Origin of the sequence: Serratia sp. Ag1 (assembly GCF_000743355.1) — a bacterium.
GTDB lineage: Bacteria > Pseudomonadota > Gammaproteobacteria > Enterobacterales > Enterobacteriaceae > Chania.
This window is the reverse complement of sequence record NZ_JQEI01000015.1, coordinates 131,922-157,980: the sequence shown is the minus strand read 5'-3', so window position 1 is coordinate 157,980 and position 26,059 is coordinate 131,922. Positions and strand designations below refer to the sequence as shown.

Sequence of the window (26,059 nt, the reverse complement as noted above, 5' to 3'; positions counted from 1 at the left end):
ATACTATGAGCAAAACACACTTGACCGAACAGAAGTTTTCCGACTTCGCCCTGCACCCGTTAGTCCTTGAAGCCCTTCAGAAAAAGGGGTTTCATCATTGCACGCCTATCCAGGCGTTAGCATTGCCGCTCACGCTCTCTGGGCGTGACGTTGCAGGTCAGGCGCAAACCGGTACCGGAAAGACGCTGGCATTTTTAGCGTCTACTTTTCACTATTTGCTGTCCCACCCGGCGAAAGAAGGTCGCCAGACCAACCAGCCGCGCGCCTTGATCATGGCGCCAACGCGTGAACTGGCCGTTCAAATCCATTCCGATGCTGAAACTCTTTCACAGTCTACCGGTTTGAAACTGGGCCTGGCCTACGGTGGCGATGGCTACGACAAGCAGCTTAAAGTGCTGGAAAGCGGTGTGGATATCCTGGTTGGCACCACGGGCCGCTTAATCGATTATGCCAAACAGAATTATATCGATCTGGGTGCGATCCAAGTGGTGGTGCTGGATGAAGCCGATCGTATGTACGATCTGGGCTTTATCAAAGATATCCGCTGGCTGTTCCGCCGCATGCCCGCGGTCAATCAGCGCCTGAACATGTTGTTCTCTGCCACACTGTCTTATCGCGTTCGCGAACTGGCTTTCGAGCAGATGAACAATGCCGAATATGTTGAGGTCGAACCGGAGCAGAAAACCGGCCATCGCATCAAAGAAGAGCTGTTCTACCCTTCCAATGAAGAGAAAATGCGTCTGCTACAGACTCTGCTCGAGGAAGAGTGGCCGGATCGCTGCATAATTTTCGCTAACACCAAGCACCGCTGTGAAGACATCTGGGGCCATCTGGCTGCCGATGGTCACCGTGTGGGCCTGCTGACTGGCGATGTGGCACAGAAAAAGCGCCTGCGTATTCTGGATGACTTCACTAAAGGCAATCTGGATATTCTGGTGGCGACCGATGTCGCAGCGCGTGGTTTGCACATCCCGCTGGTAACCCACGTTTTCAACTACGATCTGCCTGACGATTGCGAAGACTATGTTCACCGTATCGGTCGTACCGGTCGCGCGGGCGAAAGCGGCCACTCCATCAGCCTGGCCTGTGAAGAATATGCCCTGAACCTGCCAGCGATCGAGACCTATACCGGTCACAGTATCCCGGTGAGCAAATACAACAGCGATGCGCTGCTGACGGATCTGCCTGCGCCAAAACGCTTGGTGCGTCCACGTGGCAACAACGGCCCACGCCGTAACTCTACGCCACGCCGCAGCGGCGGTGCTCCACGGAATAACCGCAGGCGTCCAGGCTGATATTCCCGATGAATTTCAAGTTGCAGCCAATTGGCGCCAACGTTCACCCCCAAGAACTTACGCGGGTAAGTTCTTGGGGGTGGCCAACAGCGTTGCAACTTGCCAGGCGAAGTGAATAATTATTATGCCCAGTTCCAATACTCTTTATGCTGCCATCGATCTTGGCTCCAACAGCTTCCACATGCTGGTGGTTCGTGAAGTCGCTGGCAGCGTTCAGACTCTGGCCCGCATCAAACGCAAAGTGCGTCTGGCTGCCGGTCTGGATCCGCATAATCATCTGTCGCACGAGGCCATGCAGCGTGGTTGGCAATGCCTGAAGTTATTTTCAGAGCGCCTGCAGGATATCCCCCGTGAGCAAATCCGCGTTGTCGCGACGGCAACTTTGCGGATGGCAAGCAATGCCGCCGAATTCCTGCATACCGCCGAAGCGATCCTCGGGTGCCCGATCCAAGTGATCAGCGGCCAAGAGGAAGCCCGGCTGATTTATCACGGTGTCGCACACACCACCGGTGGCCCAGCTCAACGTTTGGTGGTGGACATCGGCGGCGGCAGCACGGAACTGGTGACCGGCTCCGGGGCACAGGCCACGCAGCTTTACAGCCTGTCGATGGGTTGTGTCACCTGGCTTGAACGCTTTTTCAGCGATCGTAATCTGGGGCAGGAAAACTTCGATGCGGCGGAACAGGCTGCGCGCGAAATGGTTCGCCCTCTTGCGCCACAGCTGTGTCAGCAGGGTTGGCAGATTTGCGTCGGGGCCTCTGGCACGGTACAAGCGCTGCAGGAAATCATGGTGGCTCAGGGGATGGACGAACGCATTACGTTGCCCAAACTGCGCCAACTGAAACAGCGTGCTATTCAGTGCGGCAAACTGGAAGAGCTGGAGATTGAAGGCCTGACGCTAGAGCGTGCCCTGGTGTTCCCCAGTGGTTTGTCGATTCTGCTGGCGATTTTTCAGGAACTGAACATCGAATACATGCTGCTTGCTGGCGGTGCGCTACGCGAAGGATTGGTGTATGGCATGCTGGATTTGCCCGTCGAGCAGGATATCCGCAGCCGTACCCTGCGCAATCTGCAACGCCGTTATCTGCTGGATATCGAGCAGGCGGAACGTGTCAGCCAGCTTGCCACAAACTTTTCTCTGCAGGTTGCCAACGCATGGCAGCTCGATGCTCGATGTCGTGAACTGCTGCATGCGGCTTGCCTGCTTCATGAAATCGGCCTCAGCGTTGATTTTAAACAGGCATCACAGCACGCCGCTTATCTGATCCGTCATCTGGATTTACCCGGCTTTACCCCAGCGCAGAAGAAACTGTTAGCAACGCTGCTGCAAAACCAAAGCAATACCATTGACTTGCCGCTGCTGAGTCAGCAAAACGCCGTATTGCCACGTATGGCGCAGCGTTTGTGCCGGATTCTGCGTTTAGCCATCATCTTTGCCAGCCGTCGCCGGGACGATACCTTGCCTGCGGTGCGCCTGCGCGCCAACGATGAAGAACTGCATATCACCCTGCCCCGTGGCTGGCTGGAGCAACATCCACTGCGTGCCGAAACGCTGGAGCAGGAGAGTCACTGGCAAAGTGATGTCCATTGGCCACTGTATCTGGAAGAGCAACGCTGATGTGATCAGGGCGCTGCCAGCGTCCTTATTCTTAATTCCCGCCTTTGGCTCTCGCCAGCATCGCTTTCACACTGGCCAAATGGCTCTGCCCCTTCTCCATACGCTCCTGCGGGCTAACTACTTTGCGCTCCGTCTCCCAGGCCAAATCATCCTGCGGCAATTCCAGCAGGAAACGGCTTGGTTCAGGGCGTACCAGTTCGCCGTATTGGCGACGTTCGCGGCACAGCGTGAAAATCAGCTCTTTTTGGGCACGGGTGATACCGACATAAGCCAAACGCCGCTCTTCGTCGACATTATCCTCATCAATACTGCTTTGATGCGGCAATAGCCCTTCTTCCATGCCCACCAGGAACACATAAGGGAATTCCAATCCTTTGGAGGCATGCAGTGTCATCAACTGCACCTGATCCGATTCTTCATCACTTTCACCACGCTCCATCATATCGCGCAGGGTAAAGCGGGTAACCACCTGCGTCAGCGTCATGGCTTCGTCAAGTTCACTGCCTTCCAGCATTTCAGTCATCCAGCCAAACAGCGTGTTCACGTTCTTCATACGCATTTCCGCTGCTTTCGGGCTAGGTGATGTTTCGAACAGCCAGCTTTCGTAGTCGATGCCGTGGATCAGATCACGCACCGCCGCAACGGGCTCCCGCTCCACTAATTGGGCGATCCCCTCCATCCAATGCGTAAAGCGTTGCAGCGACTCCAGGCCACGGCCAGTGAGATGCTGCCCCAAACCGAGATCGAAACTGGCACGAAACAGGCTTTTATTACGCTGATTGGCCCATTCACCCAGTTTCTGCAACGTAGCCGGGCCGATTTCACGTCGCGGAGTATTAACGATGCGCAGGAAGGCGCTGTCGTCATCCGGGTTGGTCAACACGCGCAGATAAGCCAACAAGTCCTTGATTTCAGGCCGCGAGAAAAATGAGGTACCGCCAGAAATTTTGTACGGGATCCGGTTTTGCATCAGCATTTTTTCAAACAGCCGCGACTGATGGTTACCGCGATAGAGGATGGCATAATCGCCGTAGTGGGTTTTCTTCACAAAGTGATGGGCGATCAGTTCACCTACCACCCGTTCAGCCTCATGATCTTCATTATTGGCAGTGATAACTTTCAGTTCTTCACCGTATCCCAACTCAGAAAACAGCCGCTTTTCAAAAACGTGCGGGTTGTTGGCAATCAGAATGTTGGCGGCTTTAAGAATGCGCTCGCTGGAACGGTAATTTTGCTCCAACTTAATCACCTGCAACGCCGGGAAGTCTTCTTTCAACAACACCAGATTTTGCGGGCGTGCGCCACGCCAGGAATAAATCGACTGATCGTCATCCCCCACCACGGTAAAACGCGCACGGTGACCGACCAGTAATTTGACCAGTTCGTACTGGCTGGTGTTGGTATCCTGATATTCATCCACTAAAAGATAGCGAATGCGGTTCTGCCAACGCTCACGCACCTCTTCATTACGTTGCAGCAACAGCGTCGGCAACAGAATCAAGTCGTCAAAATCCAGCACGTTGCAGGCTTTCATATGGGCATCGTACAACCCATAACAGTGAGCAAACAGCTTATCGCGCTCAGAACGCGCCAACCCCATCGCTCGCGGTGGGTCTATCAGATCATTTTTCCAGTTGGAAATAGTAGAAATCAGCTGCGCCACCAGCATTTTGTCGCCTTCCAACCATTTTTCAGTCAGATCTTTCAGCAATGCCAACTGATCCTGATCGTCGAACAGCGAAAAGTTAGACTTCATCCCCAGCGCCACGTATTCCCGTTTGATCACCTCCAGCCCGAGCGTATGGAAGGTAGAAATCATCAACCCACGTGCTTCTTTACGCCCCATGGTCTGCGCCACACGCTCTTTCATCTCCCGAGCCGCTTTGTTGGTAAAAGTCACGGCAGCAATGTGCCGCGCCTGATAGCCACACTGGTGGATCAGATGAGCGATTTTGTTGGTGATCACACGTGTTTTGCCGGAACCGGCACCGGCCAGCACCAGGCATGGCCCGGTAACGAATTCGACGGCTTGTTGTTGGCTGGAGTTTAATCGCATGGCGCTTTATTGCTCGATTCTCATAACGTGGGGGAAGGATTGTAGCAGAAAGCGCCAGCGAGATTTAACAGGTATAATGACGGCAATTTCTGCATGACTGATGGATAAAATGATGGCTAAAACGGCCTGTGCCTTGCACATTCTGGTAGATAACGAAAAATTGGCCAACGAGTTGTTGGCCAAACTGAAGCGCGGCGTCAGCTTCGATACGCTGGCGCGCAAATATTCGAGCTGCCCATCAAAGCGTAACGGTGGTTCACTGGGTGAGTTCAACAAAGGCACCATGGTCGCGGCTTTTGATAAAGCCGTATTCAGTATTCCACTGCTGAAACCTTACGGCCCGGTGAAAACCCAGTTCGGTTATCACATCATCAAGGTGCTTTATCGCAATTAAACCCAAGGGGCAGCGTTCTGCCCCTGATGTTACGGCGTGCTGGCTTCGGGCACGGCAGTATCTGCCGGTTTGGCTTCTTCGCTGGCCACCGCCGGAGCAGGCTTCATGATACCGTCGTAGGTTTCCTGGAGCTGTTTCATGTTCATCTCCGGTTCACCTCTCGGTTGTATCAGCACCAGCGTTGCGTCCTGCGACAGTTGCGACTTCAGCTCTTGATTCAGTTCCTCCAACGTCAACGCGGAAAGAAACGCCTGACGCAGTTTCTGATACTGTTCCGGTGCAATATCCACCACCCCACTCTGCTGCGAACGCAAACGCTGGCTCATCAGGATATCGGTATCCGTGCGGGCATAGGTGGCAAACAGTTTGCTCAACTGATCGTTTTTCTGCACCAACAACGCATTGAACTCATCTTGAGAGAAACCGTTATTACGCAGGTTAACCAATTCCCGGGCAATAAACGCCAGGCCGCTATTCAGGTTGTCATTCGGCGAATTCATATGGATCGCACACTGCGCACGTTGATACTGCACCCGGCAGTCAAAGCCCAACTGAATATTTTTCTGCTCGCTCTTCTGCAACACCTGCTGAATATGCCAGAACAGGGCTTCACGCGCGATATCGCTGCGCCAGTAGCGGCTCAAACTTTGTGAATCACGGATCGGATGCCACGGCGAATCCCACATGATCGACAGCGTATCCTGCTTCACCTGATCGCTGATCAGGCTAACCGGCTGCTGCGGTAATGGTGTCAACGTCGGCATGGTCGCTGGTGATTCGCGTTTACCCTTTAACGGCGAAAACGCTTTGTTGATCTGCTCACTCAGGCTGCGGCTATCCACTTTCCCTACCACGTATAGGGTCATAGCGTCCGGGGTATACCACTGCCCGTAAAATTTCTTCAGTTCTTCGATATTAACTGGCTGCTTGATCGGTTGACCGGGATCGTGTGCCAGCAACGTTGAGTCTTTCAGGCGATAACGCCACCAGGAATCTTTAGGGTCAGGCGGGAAAGTACCGATAGGGTCGCCGTTAGCGTTGATCACCGACTGCACCGTAGGCTCATCAATGGCCATTCTGCCCGTGGTGTCTGCCAACCAGTTCAAAGCCTCTTTCAACAGATCGGGGCGGTTATTCGGCAAACTCAAATTGTACATGGTGAAATCATACGAGCTTACGGCTGGCGGCAATGGCCGTTCGCTATCGACGCTCTGTTGCCACAACGAGCGTAACTGCGGCTCGGTAAAACTTTCGCTGCGCGCGAGTGCAATACGCGGCAACAGATGAGCAAAACCGATCTGCTGGGAAGATTCCATCAGCGATCCGGTATTGACCATCAAACGCAGTTCAACCCGATCGCTTGGCCGCTGCGGCGTATCGAGAATCTGCCAGGAAAACCCGTTATCCAGTTGGCCCTGTTGCCAGGCGGGATCCGGTTGTAGCGCTTCAGCCTGCACGCCACCGCTGGCCGCAGCCAACAGTAGCCCACCCACTAAAAGATGAATTCTGGTGCCCTGCATGTGAACCCCTACTTTATGACTGTCCAATTTTTATAGGTAAATAAGGATATCCCATTCAATGGAATATCAGGCTGCACCCACAATTGGTGGATCGCACAGCCGACAATAACGCCCTGAGTTTCGCCGCGGGCGGAAAGCGGGAAGTGTACCATCCTGTTAGACCGCGTGCCTTTGCGGATGTCACTCATCCGAGCGAAAAATATATAAAGTGCGGAATTTTAAGTACGGTAAGCGTCACAAAAGCGAAGAGGAGCAACCTCGGCTGCGGGTGGCAGCCGAGGTTTTAGCAAGAATAATCAGGCAGAAGGCAGTGTTTTATCGGCAGGAAGGGCACCATGTTTATTGTTCAGCGTGTCATGCAACTGTTTCTCATCCAGTTGGTTACACCACTTCGCGACAACCACGGTTGCAACACCGTTACCGACCAGATTGGTCAGCGCACGCGCTTCTGACATAAAGCGGTCGATACCCAGAATCAGCGCCAGACCGGCCAGCGGTAAATGGCCCACCGCCGAGATAGTCGCAGCCAGAACGATAAAGCCGCTACCGGTAACACCTGCAGCCCCTTTCGAAGACAGCAGTAGCACCACCAGCAGTGTCACCTGATGCATGACGTCCATATGGGTGTTAGTGGCCTGAGCGATAAACACCGCGGCCATTGTCAGGTAGATCGAGGTACCATCCAGGTTGAACGAGTAACCGGTGGGGATAACCAGCCCGACCACTGACTTCTTGCAGCCCAGCTTTTCCATTTTATCGAGCATGCGCGGCAGTACGGACTCGGAAGACGAAGTACCGAGCACAATCAACAGCTCTTCTTTGATGTAGCGAATAAACTTGAAGATGCTAAAGCCGTTGAAGCGAGCAATCGAGCCGAGCACCACCACCACAAACAGCACACAGGTAATATAGAAGCAGGCGATCAACTGGCCAAGCTGCACCAGCGTCCCCACGCCATATTTACCGATGGTGAACGCCATGGCACCAAACGCACCCAGTGGAGCCAAGCGCATGATCATGTTGATAATGCCGAAGATCACACGTGAGAAACTCTCGATCACGTTGAAGATCAGCTGGCCTTTTTCACCCAGGCGATGCAGGGCAAAACCAAACAGCACGGCAAACAGCAACACTTGCAGGATATTGCCACTGGCAAACGCGCCAATCACGCTACCCGGAATAATGTCCAGCAGGAAGGGGATGATCCCCTGTTGCGACGCCTGCTCGGCATACACTGCCACCGCTTTGGCATCCAGCGTACCCGGATCGACGTTCATCCCGGCCCCCGGCTGCACCACGTTAACGATCACCAAACCGATCAGCAGCGCCAAGGTACTGACAATTTCAAAATACAGCAGTGCAATCGCCCCGGTGCGGCCAACGGCCTTCATGCTTTCCATGCCCGCGATGCCGGTCACCACGGTACAGAAAATCACTGGTGCGATAATCATTTTGATTAATTTAACAAATCCATCACCCAGTGGTTTCATCTGGGCACCGAGGTCAGGGTAAAAATGGCCAAGCAGGATACCCAACGTTATTGCCGTCAGCACCTGAAAATAGAGGCTTTTAAAGATAGTTGTTTTCATATGAAATCCTTTGGGGGGGGAACAACGCGGCAGGAGGACACTCACTCGTCCGTCCTGTTTATCGCTAGCGCGGAAAATAACACCCACATAACAACATGGAAATAATTTGTTGCCCCCAAAAGCGCTTATTGATACGAATTTAAGAGCTGAAACGCGTCAGCTAGACTGCAAAACTGAAAGCTATGTAAGCTTTTCTTTGCATTAACGCAAAAGAGGTAGGGGGAATGAACGGTTTTCAGGCCTCGCAGAAGTACCAGAAAATAAGGGCATTCCTGGAAGAACGTCGCGCAAAAAATTACCGTGCCGACACGCAGAATTGCGCTTCAAACGCCTCGCGGGGCAATGGCTTGGCAAACAGAAAACCTTGACCATTGCGGATACCCTGCTGCACCAGCCAATCGCGCTGAGCTTCAGTTTCGACGCCTTCCGCCATGACAGGCAGATGGAGCACATCAGAAATGGTGCTGATGATGCGGACGATCGCATCATCCTCCGGCAGGCCATCAATGAAACTCTTGTCTATCTTGAGCAGATCGATCGGTAAGCATTTAAGGTGATTGAGGTAATTCAGATTGGAATGGCCCATGCCAAAGTCGTCCAGCACGATAGACAGGCCCGAATCATGCAATTCACGCAACAGTTCCAGCACATGCTCAAGATCGTTCAGGCGCACGGTTTCGGTGATCTCCAGCAACAGCTTGCCCGGTGCGATCTGATGCAGGGCCAACAGTTGCTTAAGGTGTGGGACAAAATCTTTATGTTGTACCTGAATCGCAGAAACATTCACCGCCAGCGGCAGCTCAATACCCTGTTTTTGCCACTGTTCCAGAATGCGACAGGACTCTTCCAGCACCCAGTTGCCGAGCGGGATGATCACCCCCAATTCCTCTGCCAACGGGATCACTTCCGTTGGTAACCCCAAACTTCCGTCCTGCCGCTGCCAACGCAGCAACGCTTCGGCACCCAGCACCTGCTGGGTTTGCATATCCACCTGAGGCTGCAGGAACAGCGTAAACTGACGTTGTTCAATCGCCCGCAGAATCTCACTTTCCTGCGTTAATCTTTTTTGCGTTCTTTCCGTCAGGCTGGGTTCAAAGAATAAGATCTGATTCTTGCCTTCGCGATGTGCCGACATCATCGCCGAAGTGGCACTACGCAGCAGTTGCTCCGCACATTCCCCACGGTAAGGAAAGTGAGCAATACCGATACTGGCATTTGGCCGTAGCGACAGATGTTCCAAGTTCAGCGGTTTATTGATCTCCGCCATAATGCGCCTGGCCAACTGCATAGCCTGGAGTGGCTGCTCAATATTTTTCGCCAGAATGGCAAATTCAGCGTTGCTTAACTGCGCCAGCACACAGTCGGCCGCAAGAGAAACGCGCAGTTTATCCACCATCATCAGCAACAGTGCTTCACGCTTTGCCGCACTGAGTACACCAGACACTTCGTGCAGTGTTTCAATCCCCACCACCAGCAGATTAAAACTCGCCGCACGGGAGGTGGAAGCAATATGCTGCTCAAGCAACGCGGTAAACAGCACCGAGTTGGGCAATTCGGTCATCGAGTTGTGGGTGCTGAGGCGGCTCATTTCAGTATGTGCTTTGGCCAACATCTGCTGATTGCGGTTGTAATTGCGCACCAGCAAACCCAGTTCATCATCCTGGTGATGGGCAGGCAACATCAGTTGATGATAAGGCATATCTTCTGGGGCAATATCCTCCAGTTCCCTCACCATCGCGCGCAACGGATAAACCAGCAACCGATTCATGCACCAGGTCACGGCGACAGACAGGATCAACGCCAGCAACAGATAAGTCGACATCATGGTCGATAAGGTGCTGATAATAAACTGGTACATACGGAACGAATCGGCCTGTAAAACCAGATAAGCCAGCGGCTGAGGGTTAGCAGGCACCCGTTCGAGGGAATGCAGCGGCACTGAAATCTGTACCGGCAGCTCAAAAATACGCGCCAGCAGCGCAGGGACGGGCCGCTCAGGCGGAAAATTAGCGTGCACCGCCTGAAATTCATTCGGCAATACGATATACGCTCGCGTGAGGATCCCCACTGGCAGCAACGAATTGAGCACATCCTCCGTTTCCGTCACATCCATACGCAACACAGCTTCGGCCAGCGGTTGACGGACAGAGTACGCGATATTCTCTAATTGATGAGCGTAATCATCCCTGCGCTGCTGCACAAAATGGAATAGCTGTATCACGATGAAAATACAGATCGTCACCAGTGCCACGCTGGACACCGTGGCCATCTGCTTAATCGTTAACGAACGCCTGACCTGCAAACCGTCTCTCCGCTGATGCCTACTGCATTAAAAGCCGTCTATTCTCCCCTCGAACCGGTCTAAGTATACTCGATGGCTGCGTATTTTCGCCTTGCCAACCCGCTGGCAGGGGATAGAAAAGCGCGGGTTTCAGCCTTATCCTAGCCGGAATACCTACAGGGTAACAAAACCACCCTATAGGTAACACCCGAATCGACCAATTTCTCATTACTTGAAATCGGCGTATGGCGTCAGCGGCTGTGGCGGCAAATCGAGATCGCCTTGCCAACCCTCGAATGAATAACGCAGATAAATCAGAGCGTGGCTTGGCGTATAGTCTTTGGCCTGCTGGATATCCACCCCTGCTCCCATCGTCCAATGAGAACCCAGGCGGCGTTCAACAATTGCCTGCAGCGTATAGCCAATACCCGAAGAAGAGCTGCCGGTTTCTACGTCAAATTTGTCTGGCAGAGAATCGGGGATCAACCCCTGTAACGGATAACGTTTTTGGTCATTGGATTTCGAATGAGAAATCGACACCGAACCACCCAACTCCCAAGACCAGTTCTCGGTACGCTGGCGATAATTGATCGGCACCGACAGCGATACATATTCTTGCGGGCTGTAATACCCCCCGTGCCCCAGAGAGTAACCGCTTAAATCCTTCTGGTAGTGCCACAGCATGCTGCTGAGGCCGAGGCTCAGGCGGCGGTTGTCTTCATTAATCAGTTTGTAGTAATAACCGGCCATCAGGCGCTGACGCTGATTATCCTCAACGTTTTTCCCCGTGAGTTGATGAGCGCTGAGATCGGCCCAGACACCGTTGGCCTCACCGCGATCGTAGCTGCCACTCAGGCTGATGCCGGTCGCCCGTACGCCGCCCCAGGTAATACCGGTATTAGGATCGCGCGTGCCGCCAAACGCCAGCAGTGAACTGGAGATTGGCCGACGTGATACCCCTAGTCGCCAGCCGATGTGATTCCAATCCCCGTTGTATGCCAAGCCCCCTACCCAATCCACCACGTCAAAGCCCATCGGCGTGGTGCCCAGATCGGTTTCCCAACGTTCGTCTCGCCAGCCAATCGCGACGCTGGTACCCGTGGCTCTCTGCCTTTCATCACCCGTACAGCCTATGGTGTTACACGTACCGAACGTCTCGAAATGTTTACCGTCTCTGGTCGCAAAGGTGCCTGCGTTCAGTTGAACCGTATCGGTACGGAAAAACGCACGGCCATCACGCAACGGCATATCCACCTGCAACATGGTGTCATGTGCCTTGTAATCGGAGACGCCCCCTGTCCCACTTGAACCCGAGTAGTCATGGTTCAGCGTCACCTTCACATCCTGCTGACGATAAAGATCGGCGGCATCAGAGCGGATACCGCGCTTCAGCCAGTCATCCATTGGGTTATTACGTGTCGCACGGGTGTAACTGTCATTATCCAGCAGGATCGCTGGCACCATACCGCTGGCGACCATGGCCTGACGATAATCCTGCTGCGCCGCAGTGGGTTGCTGTTGTGCCTGCTCTAACCGTGCCGCATCTCGGTACACCAACGCTTTCGCCTGGCCCACAGGCTCATGCACCGCGGCAGTTTTCAACTGCGTGAAGATAGCCATCGCTTTCTGCGGTTCCCCCACCGCAGACCAGGCATTGGCTAACCGGCGCTGGCCGTTGAGCGATTCCTCTTTGAGGGGGGCGGTTTGCAACCGCTGATGTGCCGCACTCAGCTTGCCTTCGGCCACATAGGCTTCTATCTCCCCCAATTGAGCTTCTGGATTACTCGGTTCACGCAGACGCACCCGCTGATAATTCGCCAGGGCTTCGCCATAGTCTTCTCTTGCCAATGCCCAATCGGCAAGCAGTAGATCGATGCGCGTATCCACAGGTTGCTGATGCAGATAGGTAATAGCCCCCGGTTCATCACCCGCGGCTCGGCGTTTTTCGGCATAATCCAGCGTGGCCTGCATCCGCAGACGCTGCGCCATCTCACGTATATCGTCGTTCCATTGCGCTTTCGGCAACGTATCCAAATGCGCTAAAGCCAGGCTCTCGCGCTCGCTGGCTGACAGATACAGCGCATAGGCATAAATTTGCTGCGGATCGTCAGGCTTTTGCCGCACCAGTTGGCGGAACAGCGCATCGGCCTGTAACGGATGCCAATCCTGCCGCAGTGCCTGCGCATAGTGGTAGGTCAGCCAGACATCATTCGGATCAATTTGATAGGCTTGCCGATAGAGTTCTATCGCTTGAGGCCATTGCTTGCGCTGCGTCAGCGCTTCGGCCTGCTGTTTCAGACTATCCAGTTGCAGGCTATTGAGGGTATCGCGCAGTTTCTCCTGCTGCCTGCTCGGCAAACTGTGCAGATAATCCAACGCCTTCTGCGGAGATTGCCGCTGGTAGATATTGACCAAACCACGCACCGCACTGCCGCTGCTCGGATCCATGCGCAGGGCCTGCTGATAGTAGCGCTCTGCGGTCACATCATCTTTATGCGCCACGGCAACATCAGCCAAGCCGATCAATGCGCTGTTGTCGCTACGGTCAATCTGCCGCGCCTGTTGGTAGTTCTGCTGTGCCAGCGGCAGATTATTGGCTTTCAGCGCTTTATCACCGGCGTCGATCGCCAACCAGTAACGATTGCTCTGAATCAGGCTCTGCCATTTACCGCTGTTGTAGCCATTTTTATCCGCTTTCTGCGCCTGCAGAAACAGGTTTAATGCCTTCTGGCGGTTACCCGCACGCGCGTAAGCCAATCCCAACGCCCCCAACACCTGTGGGTCATCTGGCGTACTGGCCAGGGCTTTTTTCAACTCTGGGATCGCCGCCTGGCTCCCCCCTTTATCCACCCGCGCCAAACCGGCCAGGCGCGCCTGATAAGCCGGATCGGCCAGCAGGGTCTGCTGTCTGGCTAGCTCCTGCCGCGCGCCGGCAGCCTGATCGCTGTTTTCAAACACGCTGAGAAAACGGTTGAGCGCCGCCACGCTCTGGGCGCTGACCGGCATGGCTTTGATCTTCTCCAGCCACAGATCGGCAGCGGGGCCACGCCCAGCGGGATCGACGGCCACCTGCTGCAAAACATCGTAGGCCTGTTGCTCCTGATTTTGGCTGAACAGCAGTTGTGCCAACGCCATACGCAGCGCAATGTTGCCGGGATACTGCCGATCCAGCTGTTGCATTTTTTGCTGTGCCACAGGCTCTTGCCCGGCTATACGCGCCACCAGTTTCCAATACTCCACCGCCAGATCGAGCGTCGGCGGATCGCCCTGGAACAATTGATCGTACTGTGCCTTGGCTTCCGGCAAGCGCCCTGCAGCAGCCATCAGGCGCGCCTGCTGCAGTTTCTGCCGCGTTTCCGGCTGAGTCAGCAGCAGATTCATCTCTGCCTGATGGTAAACGGTGGATTGTGGGGCGACATTCTTCAGCTTATCCAATTGCTGTTGCGCCAGCACCTGATTGCCCTGGCGCAACGCCAAGCGCATCCGCGCCGCAATCACTTCAGGATTATTCGGGTCCATCAGTTCAAGACGATACAGCGACTGGCGCACCAGTTCGTCTTTATTGCTGGCTTCACCAACGCGCACCTGCTCCAGTAACCATTGCTCAGGCGCAACGGTTTCTGCACTTTGCGCCAACGGTAATGTCACCAGGCTCAAAGGAAACAGGCACCACCAGTTTCTGCTGAAGTTACGCATCGCCCACATGGCATTTAGTCCCGCTCATCCGGTGACAGACGGTGGCGGCTATAAGCCTTCAGCACACGCCACAGGAACAGCGCCAGAACAACCACCACAAATGTTGCTACCGCCGCGAGCCAAGCCGGGTGTGTCGCCAGCATATGCCAGACACGCTCCCACCAGGGCAGATGGCCGACGTAGTAAATATCCCCGACGCTCAGGCTGTTAATTCCCGATTCACGCAGCACCGCCACCGAACCAAATACAACGGCACGTTTGGCTCCATCCAGCAGTGCATCGTTCAGCAGTTCATACCCCCGCGGGCTATCCGCCAACAATGCCACGATGCTGCGCTGATCGTTAAACGGCGACTGGACACCGACTATCGCCGCCATCGCCCCTTCAGAGCTGATGGTGGTTTTGCTGTCCGGCGTAGCATCATCCTGTTGTACTTTCATTTCCGGCAACGGGAGTTGCCGCATCGGGTGTTTTACCCAGCTTTGGGTGGCTTCTATCAGCAGATTGATTTGCTTCTCATCACGCAGTTCAGGCGGAATGGTGCCAATCAGCAGGATGTCGGCATCTTGGCCCTTGGCCTGTGACCAATCATCGGCCAACATAAATTCCAATGCGGGGAAACCGGTTTGAGCCCCCATATTCCCCAACGCATTAAGCAAAGCGCTCACTTGGGCGGGCTGTGGCTGTGGGCTCACCAATACCAAGGTCTGTGACAGATCCGCCATCCGGCTGAACGGGAAGCTGGCATTGGCAAAGGCACGCAGATCCGGCATCGCCATAAAGTGGCGATAGCCGGAGAAATCGATAGTGGAACTGCCGTCGATCACCGCATGATTGGGTGCTACTGAATAGGTTTCGCAACGATCTGCCGTGCCGCTGCCTAAAAGCGTAGTGTAATCAAAGTCAAAGCGTATCTGGTTGACGGCTTCCAGCTTCAGCGCCGGAATATTGACGGTTTTCTCAGAGGCAATCAGCCCCTGCCGCAGCGGAATACCCAGCAATTTCAAGCCCCGCTCGTCCTCCGGCAACAGCGGTGAAGCCTGCACAAACTGATTATTCAGGCTGATGCTCAAACGTGAACCATCCTGCACACGCGGAGCGGTGTAACGATATTTCAGCAACATATCGATACCCGTACTGCGGATCAGGAATAAATCTGGCGGCAGATTCATATTCAGCGTGATCGGCCCCGGTTCAATCCCGCTGGTTTGCAACTGCCCGGCATATTGTTGCAGTTCGCTAAAGGTCATCGGGCGATCGGTACGCACCCAGTTTGGTGCATCATACGGCTGCCGTGGCAGCAGTTGTTCAACCTTATCCACCGTCAGGCTCACACCACGGAACAGGATATTACCCTGCGCAATCCCGCGCACGGCGGTGATCAGATCGTTGTCATCACGGCCCTGTATCAGCAGCAGCTTCACATAGGGATTCTTCGGATGGCTGACCATCGCCACCGTCGGCCCGTTCACCTGCGGAGAGTCTTTCAGGAAATCAGGCCGTTGCTGATTGGTAGCAAACACAATGGCGTGCTGATTTGGTAACTGATTAAACAGCGTTGGGAACGACTGGCCACGCCACTGCGCCTTGCTGCCAAACCAGGAAGCAAGAATGCCCGCCGCACGCTGTTGCACCAGATCTGGCTGCCCGGCAAACACCATCGGCAGATTTAACGGGCGGTTATCGCGGCTGTCGAAGAAAGGCTCAGGGAAGTGCGACAGATCGTTGTCCAGCGGTAATTTCTGGAAACGCAGGTTGAGCGAACTGGATTTGCTGACGTCCAGCCACAACGCACTGTTGGCCGGGTTTTCACAGATGTCCCGGTAATGCCCGACAAACTCCAGGCGCACGCGGTTAAAATCGCTGATATAACGCGGATCGATGGGGAACTGAGCCTGGTTGATTTGGCCCAATTGCTCTTTGGCGATGGTTTTCACCCCCATCAACTCATCGTTGAGATAGAGCTTAACGTGGGATTCCTGCGGGATCAGCGACGGTGAAGGGGTAAAGGTCAGATCAAGCATCGCCTGCGATACCACTTCGTCGCTGCGCACACCAAACTCCACCTGCCCTTCAGGGCGCGTACCACGCAGCGCAAAGGTCCCCGGCGGCGGCGCAATTTGTGCAAAAGGCAATTGCACATCGCGTACCGGTGCATTCGGATCCTCTGGCACCGCCGATCTGATCGGCGTGGTGGTAGAAGACCCCACGGCCTCTGTCGCCGGTGGTACCCCGAAGGCGCTCGCTGAACTCGGCGTTTCCGCCTGAGACAGCGTACTGATGCCTAAGGCCAATGCGGTAAACCAGGTTATTTGTCTCTTCATCATATTATCGTCAATGTTAGAACCTGTTCACGGGCAAGCGGTTTATACCGCCGATGCCACAGCCTCTTTTTGAATGAAAGCCGGTTCCCTACCCACACTTTGCGGCATAAATGACACTATCCAAGCAATCATCGTGGTCAAACCGGCAATAATGCCGCGAATGATTGGCGGCGAGTAATCCGCCATTCGCATGTAACCGTGGATCCCCAACATCAATACATCACGCAGGCTTCCTACCGGTTTATCTTCAGGGAACCCGTCCTGCCACAGTGCCCAGGTGTCAGCACGTGCGAAGGTACACTGAATAAATTCAATATGTTGATGGATGGAGAGATCCTCCAAACGCATACCGACATGCGCACCAATAGCACGCGTGATCAGGCAGGGGAAACTGAATTCCTGCTGGCCGCGCTTGAGCAACAGCAACGCTTTATCACCTTCTTTAAATTGATCCGGCACGCGCATTTCAACACCCACACCGCCGTCAGAGTAATCCCGTAAGGTGCAAGGGAACAGATGACCATCGGCTTTAGCCAGGGAGGCTGGCATGGCAATTTCGACCCGGTGTGACTGGCGCATCTGCTTAACTTCCACCGCTACCGCAATGGCACCGCCAAGAATCAGCATGTTGTACAAAACCCATACCAGATTGAGCACCACCGTCATCAACTCCTCAGTCGGGCCGAAGAAAAGCCGCCAGATGCCAAATCCAATACCGGCCAGATTCAGGATGACCAGAAACAGGTAAGGGCGGGTAATCACCCAGTCAAAATGATCCTGATCTGATTGCACGCCCTTGGTCGTGACGTTGAACTTGCCTTTATGCGGGCTGAACAGAGCGACGGTGGTGGGTTTGGCGATGTACCAGGCCAACACGGTTTCATAGATTTCGCCCCAGAACGAATAACGGTATTTGCTCTGAATCCGCGAACTGGTAAGGCTGGCATGGATCATGTGCGGCAAGACATACAGCGCAATCGCCAGCGCAGGGGCATAGATGATGTAGGCATGCAGTAGCAGGAACACCAGTGGCGCAATCAGGAAAATCAGGCGCGGGCCGCCGGAAAAAAAGTGCAGCATGGCGTTGGCATAGCATAACCGCTGCCCCAGCTTCAACCCTTTGCCCAGCAAGGGATTATCCAGCCGAAATATTTGCGCCATCCCGCGCGCCCAGCGAATGCGCTGCCCAACATGGGCCGCCAGGCTTTCCGTTGCCAAGCCAGCGGCCTGTGGAATGCGGATGTACGCCGAACTATGCCCCATGCGGTGCAAACGTAACGAGGTATGGGCATCTTCGGTCACGGTTTCCACCGCGATACCGCCAATCTCATCCAGCGCACTGCGGCGCAACACCGCACAGGAACCACAGAAGAAAGTGGCGTCCCACATATCATTGCCGTCCTGCACTAGCCCATAAAACAGAGTCCCTTCGTTGGGTGTTTGGCGAAAGCGCCCAAGGTTACGCTCAAAGGGATCCGGGGAGAAAAAATGGTGCGGCGTTTGCAGCATCGCCAGTTTCTTATCTTTGAAAAACCAGCCGATGGTCAGTTGCAGAAAGGAGCGCGTCGAAACATGGTCACAATCGAAGATCGCCACGAACTCACCGGTAGCCTGCTTCAAGGCGTTGTTGATATTGCCCGCTTTGGCATGCTCATGGGTGGGCCGCGCGATGTAACGCACTCCGACTTTTTCGGCGAACGCTTTGAATTCAGGCCGATTACCATCATCGAGAATATAAATATTGAGCTTTTCTTTGGGCCAATCGATACCCAGCGCAGCATAAACCGCAGGCTTGACCACCCCCAGATCTTCGTTATAGGTCGGCACCATCAGATCGACCGTCGGCCAAGAGTCGACATCCATGGGCATCGGCACCGGCTGGCGATGCAGCGGCCAGGCGGTCTGGAAGTAACACAGAACCAGCACCGCCCAGGCATACGTTTCCGCCGCCAATAACAACAGCCCGCAAATCAGGCTGAAATGATCACCCCAGTTCAGCGTTTCGGTATAACGCCACCACAAATAGCGGCATGAAACGGTCAGCGAGAGCACGATCAGCATCAGGATCGGTAAGCGCCCAGGCAAACGGCGCACCATCATGGCGACACACCACAGCAACAGCACAAAGACAAACTGCGCCCACAGTTCAAACGGCTGAGAAATACATAGCAGCGCCATCAGCGCCACCAACACCCCAACGGCGATCAACATCGCTTGCCGCACCCGCCGGTTCAGCCGGTTGAAACGTTGCCAGAGCCGTTGCCCCAATTCGAATTGCTGTATGCGCTGCGGTAACCCCTTAATTTCCATAATGTAACTGCGCTGAAAACGCTGCCAACTTTCGGCATAGCGCCGTTTTTTCGGTGCGGCAGGGCGGCGAGTGATCAACAACCACGTGCATTGCAGCAGATAACGCAAGACGTCGGCAGGTTTCGGGCGGCTACGTGAGAGAGCGGGGAACCAATGAGGGTGATTGGCCAGGATCCTCTGCCACTCCGGGGATTCAAAGCGTAGGAAAACCCAGCCCAGTAATACCATCAGCGTGTTGAAAAAGGCGGCAAAGGGGGAGGCTTTCTTCTGGCGATAGGTGCGGTAGCGCGCCTGTATCGCCTCACGAACAGGAGGAATCAGCAGCAGGCTTAATGCCCGGCTCATACCGCCGCCCCCTGCAGATTAATCAGGCACCAGTTGGCCAGCGTCAGGACCTCCTCGGCAGCCAGGCTTTCTGGCCGGTATTCCCCCAGCGGCTGTTTGGCGGCCAGCGCTTCGAACAAGGCCTCATCACGGTGAACCATCAGCGGGATCAGACCCGCCAGCGTTTGCAACCAGAACTGGTGTAAGTCTTCCTGCAATTGGCTGGCGGCAGAATAGGCATTAATCAGGAAATGGCAGTGGGCCGGTAAAGCTTGCTGATGCAAGCGGGCATGGCAATTGGCATCGGGATTCAGCACCAGAAAGATGCTGTCAGCCAGCGCCAGTTGCTGCTGAATCAACGGGGTATTACCGGCTGGAATATCCAGCAGGATCCAACGGTATTGTTTCGAGGATTTTATCTGCTGCAAAAAATCCTGCCATCGTTGCGGAGTGGCGCAGCATTGCTGCTCTATCCTCGACTGCTCGGCCACGCTTAAGCGGCCAAACGGCAGAAAATCGAGTTTCTTGCAGTAGCGCATCGCCCCCTGCTGCCAGTTATCGCCATCCAGTTCGGATCGCGCCCAGCCACGGCTCAGTTCGAAAGGGGTGCTGAAATGTAAACGCAATAGGTTATCCGGCGAAAAATCGATCGCCAGCACCGACTCCCCTAATTCTTGGAATGCCCAAGATAACGCGGCTACCAACGAGGTAGCGCCGCTACCCCCCCGCACCCCTTGCAATGCGATCACCGGCATGGGTCAGAGGCCCCCTATTTTTTCTGCGCTAACTCCGCTAATAATGGCCAGCGATCCATCATTTTCGCTAGCCGTTCCTGACGCAAAATATCGATGTAATTTAATTCAGGCAAAGAAAACGCAAGAGTCAGGGTGACCAAATCATCTTGCATCTGTGATTGCTCAACCGCCTTGCGGAAATGTGATAAATCACCGTTATTCATTCTGCCACCTTCAATTAAAGTAGGCTAATGTTAAATGACTATAGTAATGAATTCAGAAAAAAACTGATGGTATAAATCTATTTATTTATTATAACGCAAGCAAACAGGAGCGTTATTCTTGGCATTGTGTTACGGTTTTTCAACGGCTTAATCTGTCAGTTCTGTGATACTTTCGACAAAAGTAGAATAAAACTATGGCGCACTCTTTCTTATTAGGTATCCGACAAATATGGGAAGAATTGTCGGTCATGCAGTCACCCGGGTTTTACTGGGTTAATGTCGATCGCCAGATCGATGCGAATTTGCTTTGCCGGCAAATTATCACCGCCCAAACAGAAGACAGTTTGCTGGCATTGATTTGCAGCCATGACAAACCGAGCCATTTGCTGGCCGATCTCCCTTCACCAGCAATAAAGAAACTGCCCCTCTATACTTTGCCGGATAAAAAGACCGCGCTGTTATTTTTACGTGACGACCTGATGCGCACGTTACATCCCAAAAATCGCCTGTTGATTCTGCTGGCTCAGGCAGATCTCTGGCAAACGTTCACCGACGATGAACTGCGCGTCTGGTCGTACGGCCTCGCCAAATGGTTGCGCCAACGGCAGTGCACCCTGATTTTGCTCAGCTACGGCAGTGGCGTTAATAAACTCAAGGATCGGCTCAGCGCCGAGCACCGTATTCTGAATGGGCTTGCCAACCTGCAGTGGCAGCAGGACAGCGCACAGTACCTGGTAAACTGGTGGAGCACTGCAAACTGCATCAACGCCAACCAACTGATGACACTGTACCCAACCCCAGAGGGCTGGCTGGCCCAAGAGGAAGAAAAGACCACATCCTCACCCACCAGGGTGGTCAGCGATGCGGGCCGCTATCTGGCAGAAAGGTCTATTCTTGAAGGTGCTCCGCCGCTGTCTGTTAATTGGAAACTCTTTGAAAACAGCGTGTTGCTGACCCAGCACGGTATGCAGGCCATGGCGGCCACGCTGATTTATGCCCTCTACCAGAGCGATCAGGTCGAAATTTTAGCGCATCAAATCCACAGCCTGCGCCGCCAGCGTGGAAACGGGCTCAAGATTGTGGTTCGCGAAATGAGCGCCAGCCTGCGCTACAGTGATGAACGCCTGCTATTGGCCTGCGGAGCCAGCCTGATTGTTCCCCATATTGCACCGCTTTCAAGTTTTCTGACCATGCTGGAAGGGGTTCAGGGCCAGCGTTTATCGCGCTATATCCCCGTCAATATTGATGCTCTGCTGGCTGGGCTGCGTCCGTTGCCAGTGAAGGGATACCTGCCGCTGGAAGATTTCAGCAAGGCCGTGGTATCGCTGCTGGAAAACACCTTGCTCCCAGAAGACGGTAAAGGCGTGATGGTTGCATTACGCCCGGTCCCTGGGCTAAGCGCTCGGCAGTCGATGACCTTGTGCCATCAACGCCGCTTCGGCGACATCATGACCGTGGCACAAAACCGGTTATTCCTGTTCCTTTCTACCTGCCGGATCAACGATCTCGACACCGCACTGAAGTTCATCTTCCGGTTACCGGTGCGCGAAGCTTTCAGTAACTGGGTCGTCTGGTATGAGGACGTCGATATTCTTTCTGAAATCAAACGACTCGCCCAGAACATGGAACTTGCCCAGTCAACTCTCAAACGTGATCTGAAATCGGCCCCTAAAACTGCGGCCACTGTTGAAGATGTGCCAACTGAGGAGCGCCGCCAGCCGATCCCTATCACTCTGTTAAGCCACGGGCAAAAGGAGTAAGTCTGATGGATATTAACGATATTATGCAGTTAACACTCTTATGCGCGATAGTCTTTATCCCGTTAGGTTACGCTTTGCATCGCCGCTTCCCAAACTGGCGTCAATATTGCCAAAACCTGCTGCTCTCGCCACGTTATTTAAAGCGGGCGGGGCTATGGACTCGTGAAGAGCCTTCTTCTCCGATTAAGCGTGAAAAACACAATGGATAAAAAGAGAACAACGCCGCCTGAGCTGAGTCCATGGCGCTACTGGCGCGGCCTGGGCGGCTGGAACTTTTACTTTTTGATCAAGTTTGCCCTACTGTGGTTTGGCTATCTGAATTTTCATGCACTGCCAAACCTGGTGTTTATGGCATTTCTGCTGATGCCTATTCCCTCTCAGCGGCTGCACCGCTGGCGGCACATTATTGCTATTCCAATCGGGATGGGTCTGTTCTATTACGACACCTGGCTGCCCGGCATTAACAGCATTATCAGCCAGGGTTCACAGCTTGCGGGTTTCAGTAGTCAGTACCTGCTTGAGCTGGTCGAGCGCTTTATCAATTGGCAAATGCTGGGCGTGGCCTTCGTTATGCTGATTGCCTATCTGTTTTTGGCGCAATGGTTACGGATTACGGTGTTCTCCGTCGCGGCGATGGCTTGGCTAAATGTGGTGAATCTCAGCGGCCCGGCAGTGCCCTTACTGCCAGCGGCCACTACTGCTGCAGCCTCAATGCCCATGATGCCCGCCGCCAACGATGCTAATTCAGGCGGCAACGCTCAGCCCACCGTGAGTGGCCTGCCGACCAACGCCAATCTCACTGCCAGCCTGGAACAGTTTTACGATCAGGAAAAAAACCGCGCGACGAGTTTTCCGGCTACGCTGCCCACGGATGCTCAACCGTTCGACCTGTTGATCATCAACATCTGTTCGCTCTCTTGGTCAGATCTGGATGCCACAAATCTGCAGAACCATCCGCTGTGGAGCAAGATGGACATCATGTTCACCAACTTCAACTCAGCGACTGCCTACAGCGGCCCGGCGGCCATCCGTCTGTTGCGTGCCAGTTGCGGTCAGGACTCGCACCACGATCTGTACCAGCCCGCCGATCAGCAGTGTTACCTGTTTGATAACCTGGCCAAGCTGGGCTTCAAGCCGCAACTGATGCTGGATCACTCAGGCCAGTTCGGTGATTACCTGAAAAACCTGCGTACCGATGGCGGCCTGCAGGCACCGTTGATGTCTCAAGCGGGTATCAGCAATGAACTGACCTCTTTCGACGGTGAACCCATTTACAACGACCTGGAACTGCTGAGACGCTGGGTCGATCAGCGGCAAAAAGGCACCGATCCGCGCACGGCAACCTTTTTCAACATCATTCCGTTACACGATGGCGATCGATTTGTGGGGGCCAACAAGGGCGCAGATTACCAACCACGGGCGCAAAAATTGTTAGATCAGTTGAACATCTTCTTTGATGAGTTGCAGAAATCCGGGCGGAAAGTGATGGTCGTACTCGTACCGGAACATGGTGCAGCGCTGGTTGGCGACAAAATGCAGATGTCTGGCCTGCGCGACATTCCAAGCCCGAGCATCACACACACGCCAGTGGGGATCAAACTGTTCGGTATGCAGGCGCCGCACCCCGGCAGTCCGTTTGAGATTAAAACGCCAAGCAGCTATCTGGCGCTGTCTGAACTGGTCTCACGGCTGGTGGATGGCAAAGTCTTTAGCGCACCGAACATCGACTGGCAAACGCTGACTCAGGGCCTGCCACAAACCATCGCCGTCTCTGAGAATGACAACGCGGTTATCATGCCGTTCCAGGGCAAACCCTATATTCGCCTCAACGGTGGCGACTGGGTGCCTTATCCACAGTAACTTCACCTCGGCACGCCTGCGGGCGTGCTTTTTCTCTTTCACCCAATAAAAAACGCCGATATTTCTACCGGCGTTGGAGGTGTTCAGGCACAGAAAATAGCTTCAGGTGCCTGACGCTTCGTCCTGATCGACCGCAAAACACGCCACCATCTGCTCACCATACTTTTTCAGTTGCGGCTGCAACTGGCTGCAGGTGCCAAAAGCGCGGCGACAACGAGCATTGAACGCACAGCCCGGTGGCGGATTCATCGGGCTTGGCAGTTCGCCAGTCAGTTTGATGCGTTCACGGCGCATATCCGGGTTCAGGCGCGGTGTGGCAGAAAGCAACGCCTGCGTATACGGATGCCGTGGGTTGTTGAAGATCGCGTCTTTGCTGCCCTTTTCCACACAACGGCCAAGGTACATCACCATCACTTCATCAGCGATATGCTCGACAACCGACAGATCGTGGGAAATAAACACATAAGACAGCCCCAGTTCCTGCTGCAGATCCATCATCAGGTTCAGCACCTGCGCACGTACGGAAACATCGAGTGCAGATACCGGTTCATCGGCGATCACCACGTCAGGATTGAGCATCAGCCCACGTGCGATAGCAATACGCTGACGCTGCCCGCCGGAAAACATATGCGGATAACGATCGTAATGCTCGGTTTTCAAGCCGACTTTCGCCATCATCGCCAACACCTTTTCACGCCGCTCGGCAGTGGACAACGCGGTATTGATCAACAGCGGTTCCTCGAGGATCTGCCCGACCTTCTTGCGCGGGTTCAGCGATCCGTAAGGATTCTGGAACACGATCTGGATCTTCTGGCGGCGCAGCTTTTCCGCCGTAACATCCGGCTTCAACAGATCCTGCCCCTGATAGTACAGCTCGCCCCCCGTCGGGATTTCAATCATCGTCAACAGGCGGCCCAGCGTGGATTTACCACAGCCAGATTCCCCCACCACTGCCAGCGTCTTACCACGCTCCAGCGTAAAGGAAACACCATCCAGCGCCTTCACCAGCTGTTCCGGGGCAAACATCCCCTTCTTGACCGGATAGTGTTTTTTCAGGTCAATGGCCTGCAATAAAGGTTGATTCTGGCTCATACGGTCGGCCTCCCCGCATCGTCCAGCGGTGTGTGACATTTAACCTGACGGCCCGGGATGGTGCTCAGCTCAGGCTCCTCAGTACGGCAACGCTCATTGGCATACGGGCAACGCGGGTTGAGCAAACACCCTTCTGGCCGATCGTATTTCCCCGGTACCACGCCCGGCAACGACGCCAAGCGCGCCTTGTCGGTGGCAAATTCCGGCAAAGCACGCAGCAACGCCTGCGTATACGGGTGGCGCGGCGCACGGAAGATTTCCGACGCTTTCCCCGACTCCACCACCTGCCCGGCGTACATCACAATAATGTGATGCGCGGCTTCCGCCACCAGCGCCAGATCGTGGGTGATCAGCAGCAGCGCCATGTTTTCCCGCTGTTGCAATTCCAGCAGCAGTTCGATGATCTGTGCCTGAATGGTCACGTCGAGCGCGGTAGTTGGCTCATCGGCGATCAGCAGCTTGGGCCGGCAGGCAATCGCCATGGCGATCATCACGCGCTGGCTCATCCCACCGGAAAGCTGATGCGGATACACATCCAACCGCGAAGCAGGGTCGGGAATGCCAACCTGCGTTAACAAATCAATCGCTCGCTGGCGGCGAGTGCGGCGGTTACCGCCCTGATGCACCTTCAGCGCTTCCATAATCTGATAACCGACGGTGTAGCACGGGTTCAGGCTGGTCATCGGATCCTGGAAAATCATCGCCACTTCAGAACCCACCAGTTGGCGGCGCTCTTTTTCAGAGATCTTGCGCAGATCCTGGCCGTTAAACTCCAGTTTGTCGGCCATGACCTTGCCGGGATAATCAATCAGCCCCATGATCGCCAGCGAACTGACGGATTTACCGGAGCCTGATTCGCCCACAATACCGACTACCTGCCCTTGCTCAACGCGGTAACTGATTCGGTCTACTGCGCGGAACGGCGCACCTTCGTCACCGAAGTGCACCGAAAGTTTATCTACATTCAATAATGCCATGATCC

At 54.4% G+C, this 26,059-nt stretch carries 17 protein-coding genes; 6 read left to right on the top strand and 11 right to left on the bottom strand.

Annotation, left to right across the window (positions count from 1 at the left end):
• The first annotated feature begins 5 nt into the window (after positions 1-5).
• Complete coding sequence (gene rhlB, locus IV04_RS09860) at positions 6-1,295, top strand: ATP-dependent RNA helicase RhlB (protein ID WP_037401013.1); 1,290 nt, start codon at positions 6-8, stop codon at positions 1,293-1,295.
• A gap of 124 nt (positions 1,296-1,419) precedes the next feature.
• Positions 1,420-2,913 (top strand): guanosine-5'-triphosphate,3'-diphosphate diphosphatase, encoded by a 1,494-nt coding sequence (gene gppA / locus IV04_RS09855; RefSeq protein ID WP_037401016.1) that lies wholly within the window; start codon positions 1,420-1,422, stop codon positions 2,911-2,913.
• 31 nt (positions 2,914-2,944) lie between these two features.
• Here the strand turns inward: gppA and rep are convergent, their stop codons facing one another.
• Positions 2,945-4,969, bottom strand: coding sequence for a DNA helicase Rep (rep, locus tag IV04_RS09850; protein ID WP_037401019.1), 2,025 nt, complete (start codon positions 4,967-4,969; stop codon positions 2,945-2,947).
• A gap of 112 nt (positions 4,970-5,081) precedes the next feature.
• On the opposite strand from rep, the gene ppiC reads away from it, so the two are divergent.
• Positions 5,082-5,363 carry a peptidylprolyl isomerase PpiC gene (gene ppiC, locus IV04_RS09845; RefSeq protein ID WP_037401326.1) on the top strand — a complete coding sequence of 94 codons (282 nt, stop codon included), beginning with the start codon at positions 5,082-5,084 and terminating at the stop codon, positions 5,361-5,363.
• Positions 5,364-5,392: 29 nt separating this feature from the next.
• On the opposite strand, the gene IV04_RS09840 is transcribed toward ppiC, so the two are convergent.
• The 8 genes from IV04_RS09840 to bcsR form a co-directional block, all read right to left on the bottom strand.
• Positions 5,393-6,883, bottom strand: coding sequence for a pitrilysin family protein (locus tag IV04_RS09840; RefSeq protein ID WP_037401022.1), 1,491 nt, complete (start codon positions 6,881-6,883; stop codon positions 5,393-5,395).
• A 296-nt stretch (positions 6,884-7,179) separates the two neighbouring features.
• Positions 7,180-8,472, bottom strand: coding sequence for a dicarboxylate/amino acid:cation symporter (locus tag IV04_RS09835; RefSeq protein ID WP_037401024.1), 1,293 nt, complete (start codon positions 8,470-8,472; stop codon positions 7,180-7,182).
• A 295-nt stretch (positions 8,473-8,767) separates the two neighbouring features.
• On the bottom strand, positions 8,768-10,774 hold the full coding sequence (gene hmsP, locus IV04_RS09830; protein WP_037401027.1) for a biofilm formation regulator HmsP: 2,007 nt from the start codon (positions 10,772-10,774) through the stop codon (positions 8,768-8,770).
• 207 nt (positions 10,775-10,981) lie between these two features.
• Positions 10,982-14,449, bottom strand: coding sequence for a cellulose synthase complex outer membrane protein BcsC (gene bcsC, locus IV04_RS09825; RefSeq protein WP_037401327.1), 3,468 nt, complete (start codon positions 14,447-14,449; stop codon positions 10,982-10,984).
• 14 nt (positions 14,450-14,463) lie between these two features.
• Complete coding sequence (gene bcsB, locus IV04_RS09820; RefSeq protein ID WP_037401328.1) at positions 14,464-16,773, bottom strand: cellulose biosynthesis cyclic di-GMP-binding regulatory protein BcsB; 2,310 nt, start codon at positions 16,771-16,773, stop codon at positions 14,464-14,466.
• Positions 16,774-16,815: 42 nt separating this feature from the next.
• A complete protein-coding gene (bcsA, locus tag IV04_RS09815) occupies positions 16,816-19,428 on the bottom strand; it encodes a UDP-forming cellulose synthase catalytic subunit (RefSeq protein ID WP_037401029.1) in 2,613 nt (870 codons plus the stop codon).
• Positions 19,425-20,162 (bottom strand): cellulose biosynthesis protein BcsQ, encoded by a 738-nt coding sequence (gene bcsQ / locus IV04_RS09810; RefSeq protein ID WP_037401031.1) that lies wholly within the window; start codon positions 20,160-20,162, stop codon positions 19,425-19,427. The genes bcsA and bcsQ overlap by 4 nt, the downstream gene beginning before the upstream one ends.
• Positions 20,163-20,176: 14 nt before the next feature.
• Positions 20,177-20,365: a cellulose biosynthesis protein BcsR gene (bcsR, locus tag IV04_RS09805; RefSeq protein WP_037401034.1), complete on the bottom strand. Its 189-nt coding sequence runs from the start codon at positions 20,363-20,365 to the stop codon at positions 20,177-20,179.
• A 194-nt stretch (positions 20,366-20,559) separates the two neighbouring features.
• Between bcsR and bcsE the strand changes: the two genes are divergently transcribed.
• Genes bcsE through bcsG form a run of 3 tightly spaced genes read left to right on the top strand, consistent with a single transcriptional unit; the run spans position 20,560 to position 23,985 of the window.
• Positions 20,560-22,125 (top strand): cellulose biosynthesis protein BcsE, encoded by a 1,566-nt coding sequence (gene bcsE / locus IV04_RS09800; RefSeq protein ID WP_037401036.1) that lies wholly within the window; start codon positions 20,560-20,562, stop codon positions 22,123-22,125.
• Between the two features lie 2 nt (positions 22,126-22,127).
• Positions 22,128-22,334, top strand: a complete 207-nt coding sequence (gene bcsF / locus IV04_RS09795; protein WP_037401039.1) for a cellulose biosynthesis protein BcsF — start codon at positions 22,128-22,130, stop codon at positions 22,332-22,334.
• Positions 22,327-23,985: a cellulose biosynthesis protein BcsG gene (gene bcsG, locus IV04_RS09790; protein WP_037401043.1), complete on the top strand. Its 1,659-nt coding sequence runs from the start codon at positions 22,327-22,329 to the stop codon at positions 23,983-23,985. Before bcsF ends, bcsG begins: the two co-directional genes overlap by 8 nt.
• A gap of 102 nt (positions 23,986-24,087) precedes the next feature.
• Here the strand turns inward: bcsG and dppF are convergent, their stop codons facing one another.
• A complete protein-coding gene (dppF, locus tag IV04_RS09785) occupies positions 24,088-25,077 on the bottom strand; it encodes a dipeptide ABC transporter ATP-binding subunit DppF (RefSeq protein ID WP_037401045.1) in 990 nt (329 codons plus the stop codon).
• Positions 25,074-26,054, bottom strand: coding sequence for a dipeptide ABC transporter ATP-binding protein (gene dppD, locus IV04_RS09780; protein ID WP_037401047.1), 981 nt, complete (start codon positions 26,052-26,054; stop codon positions 25,074-25,076). Before dppD ends, dppF begins: the two co-directional genes overlap by 4 nt.
• Positions 26,055-26,059 lie beyond the last annotated feature (5 nt).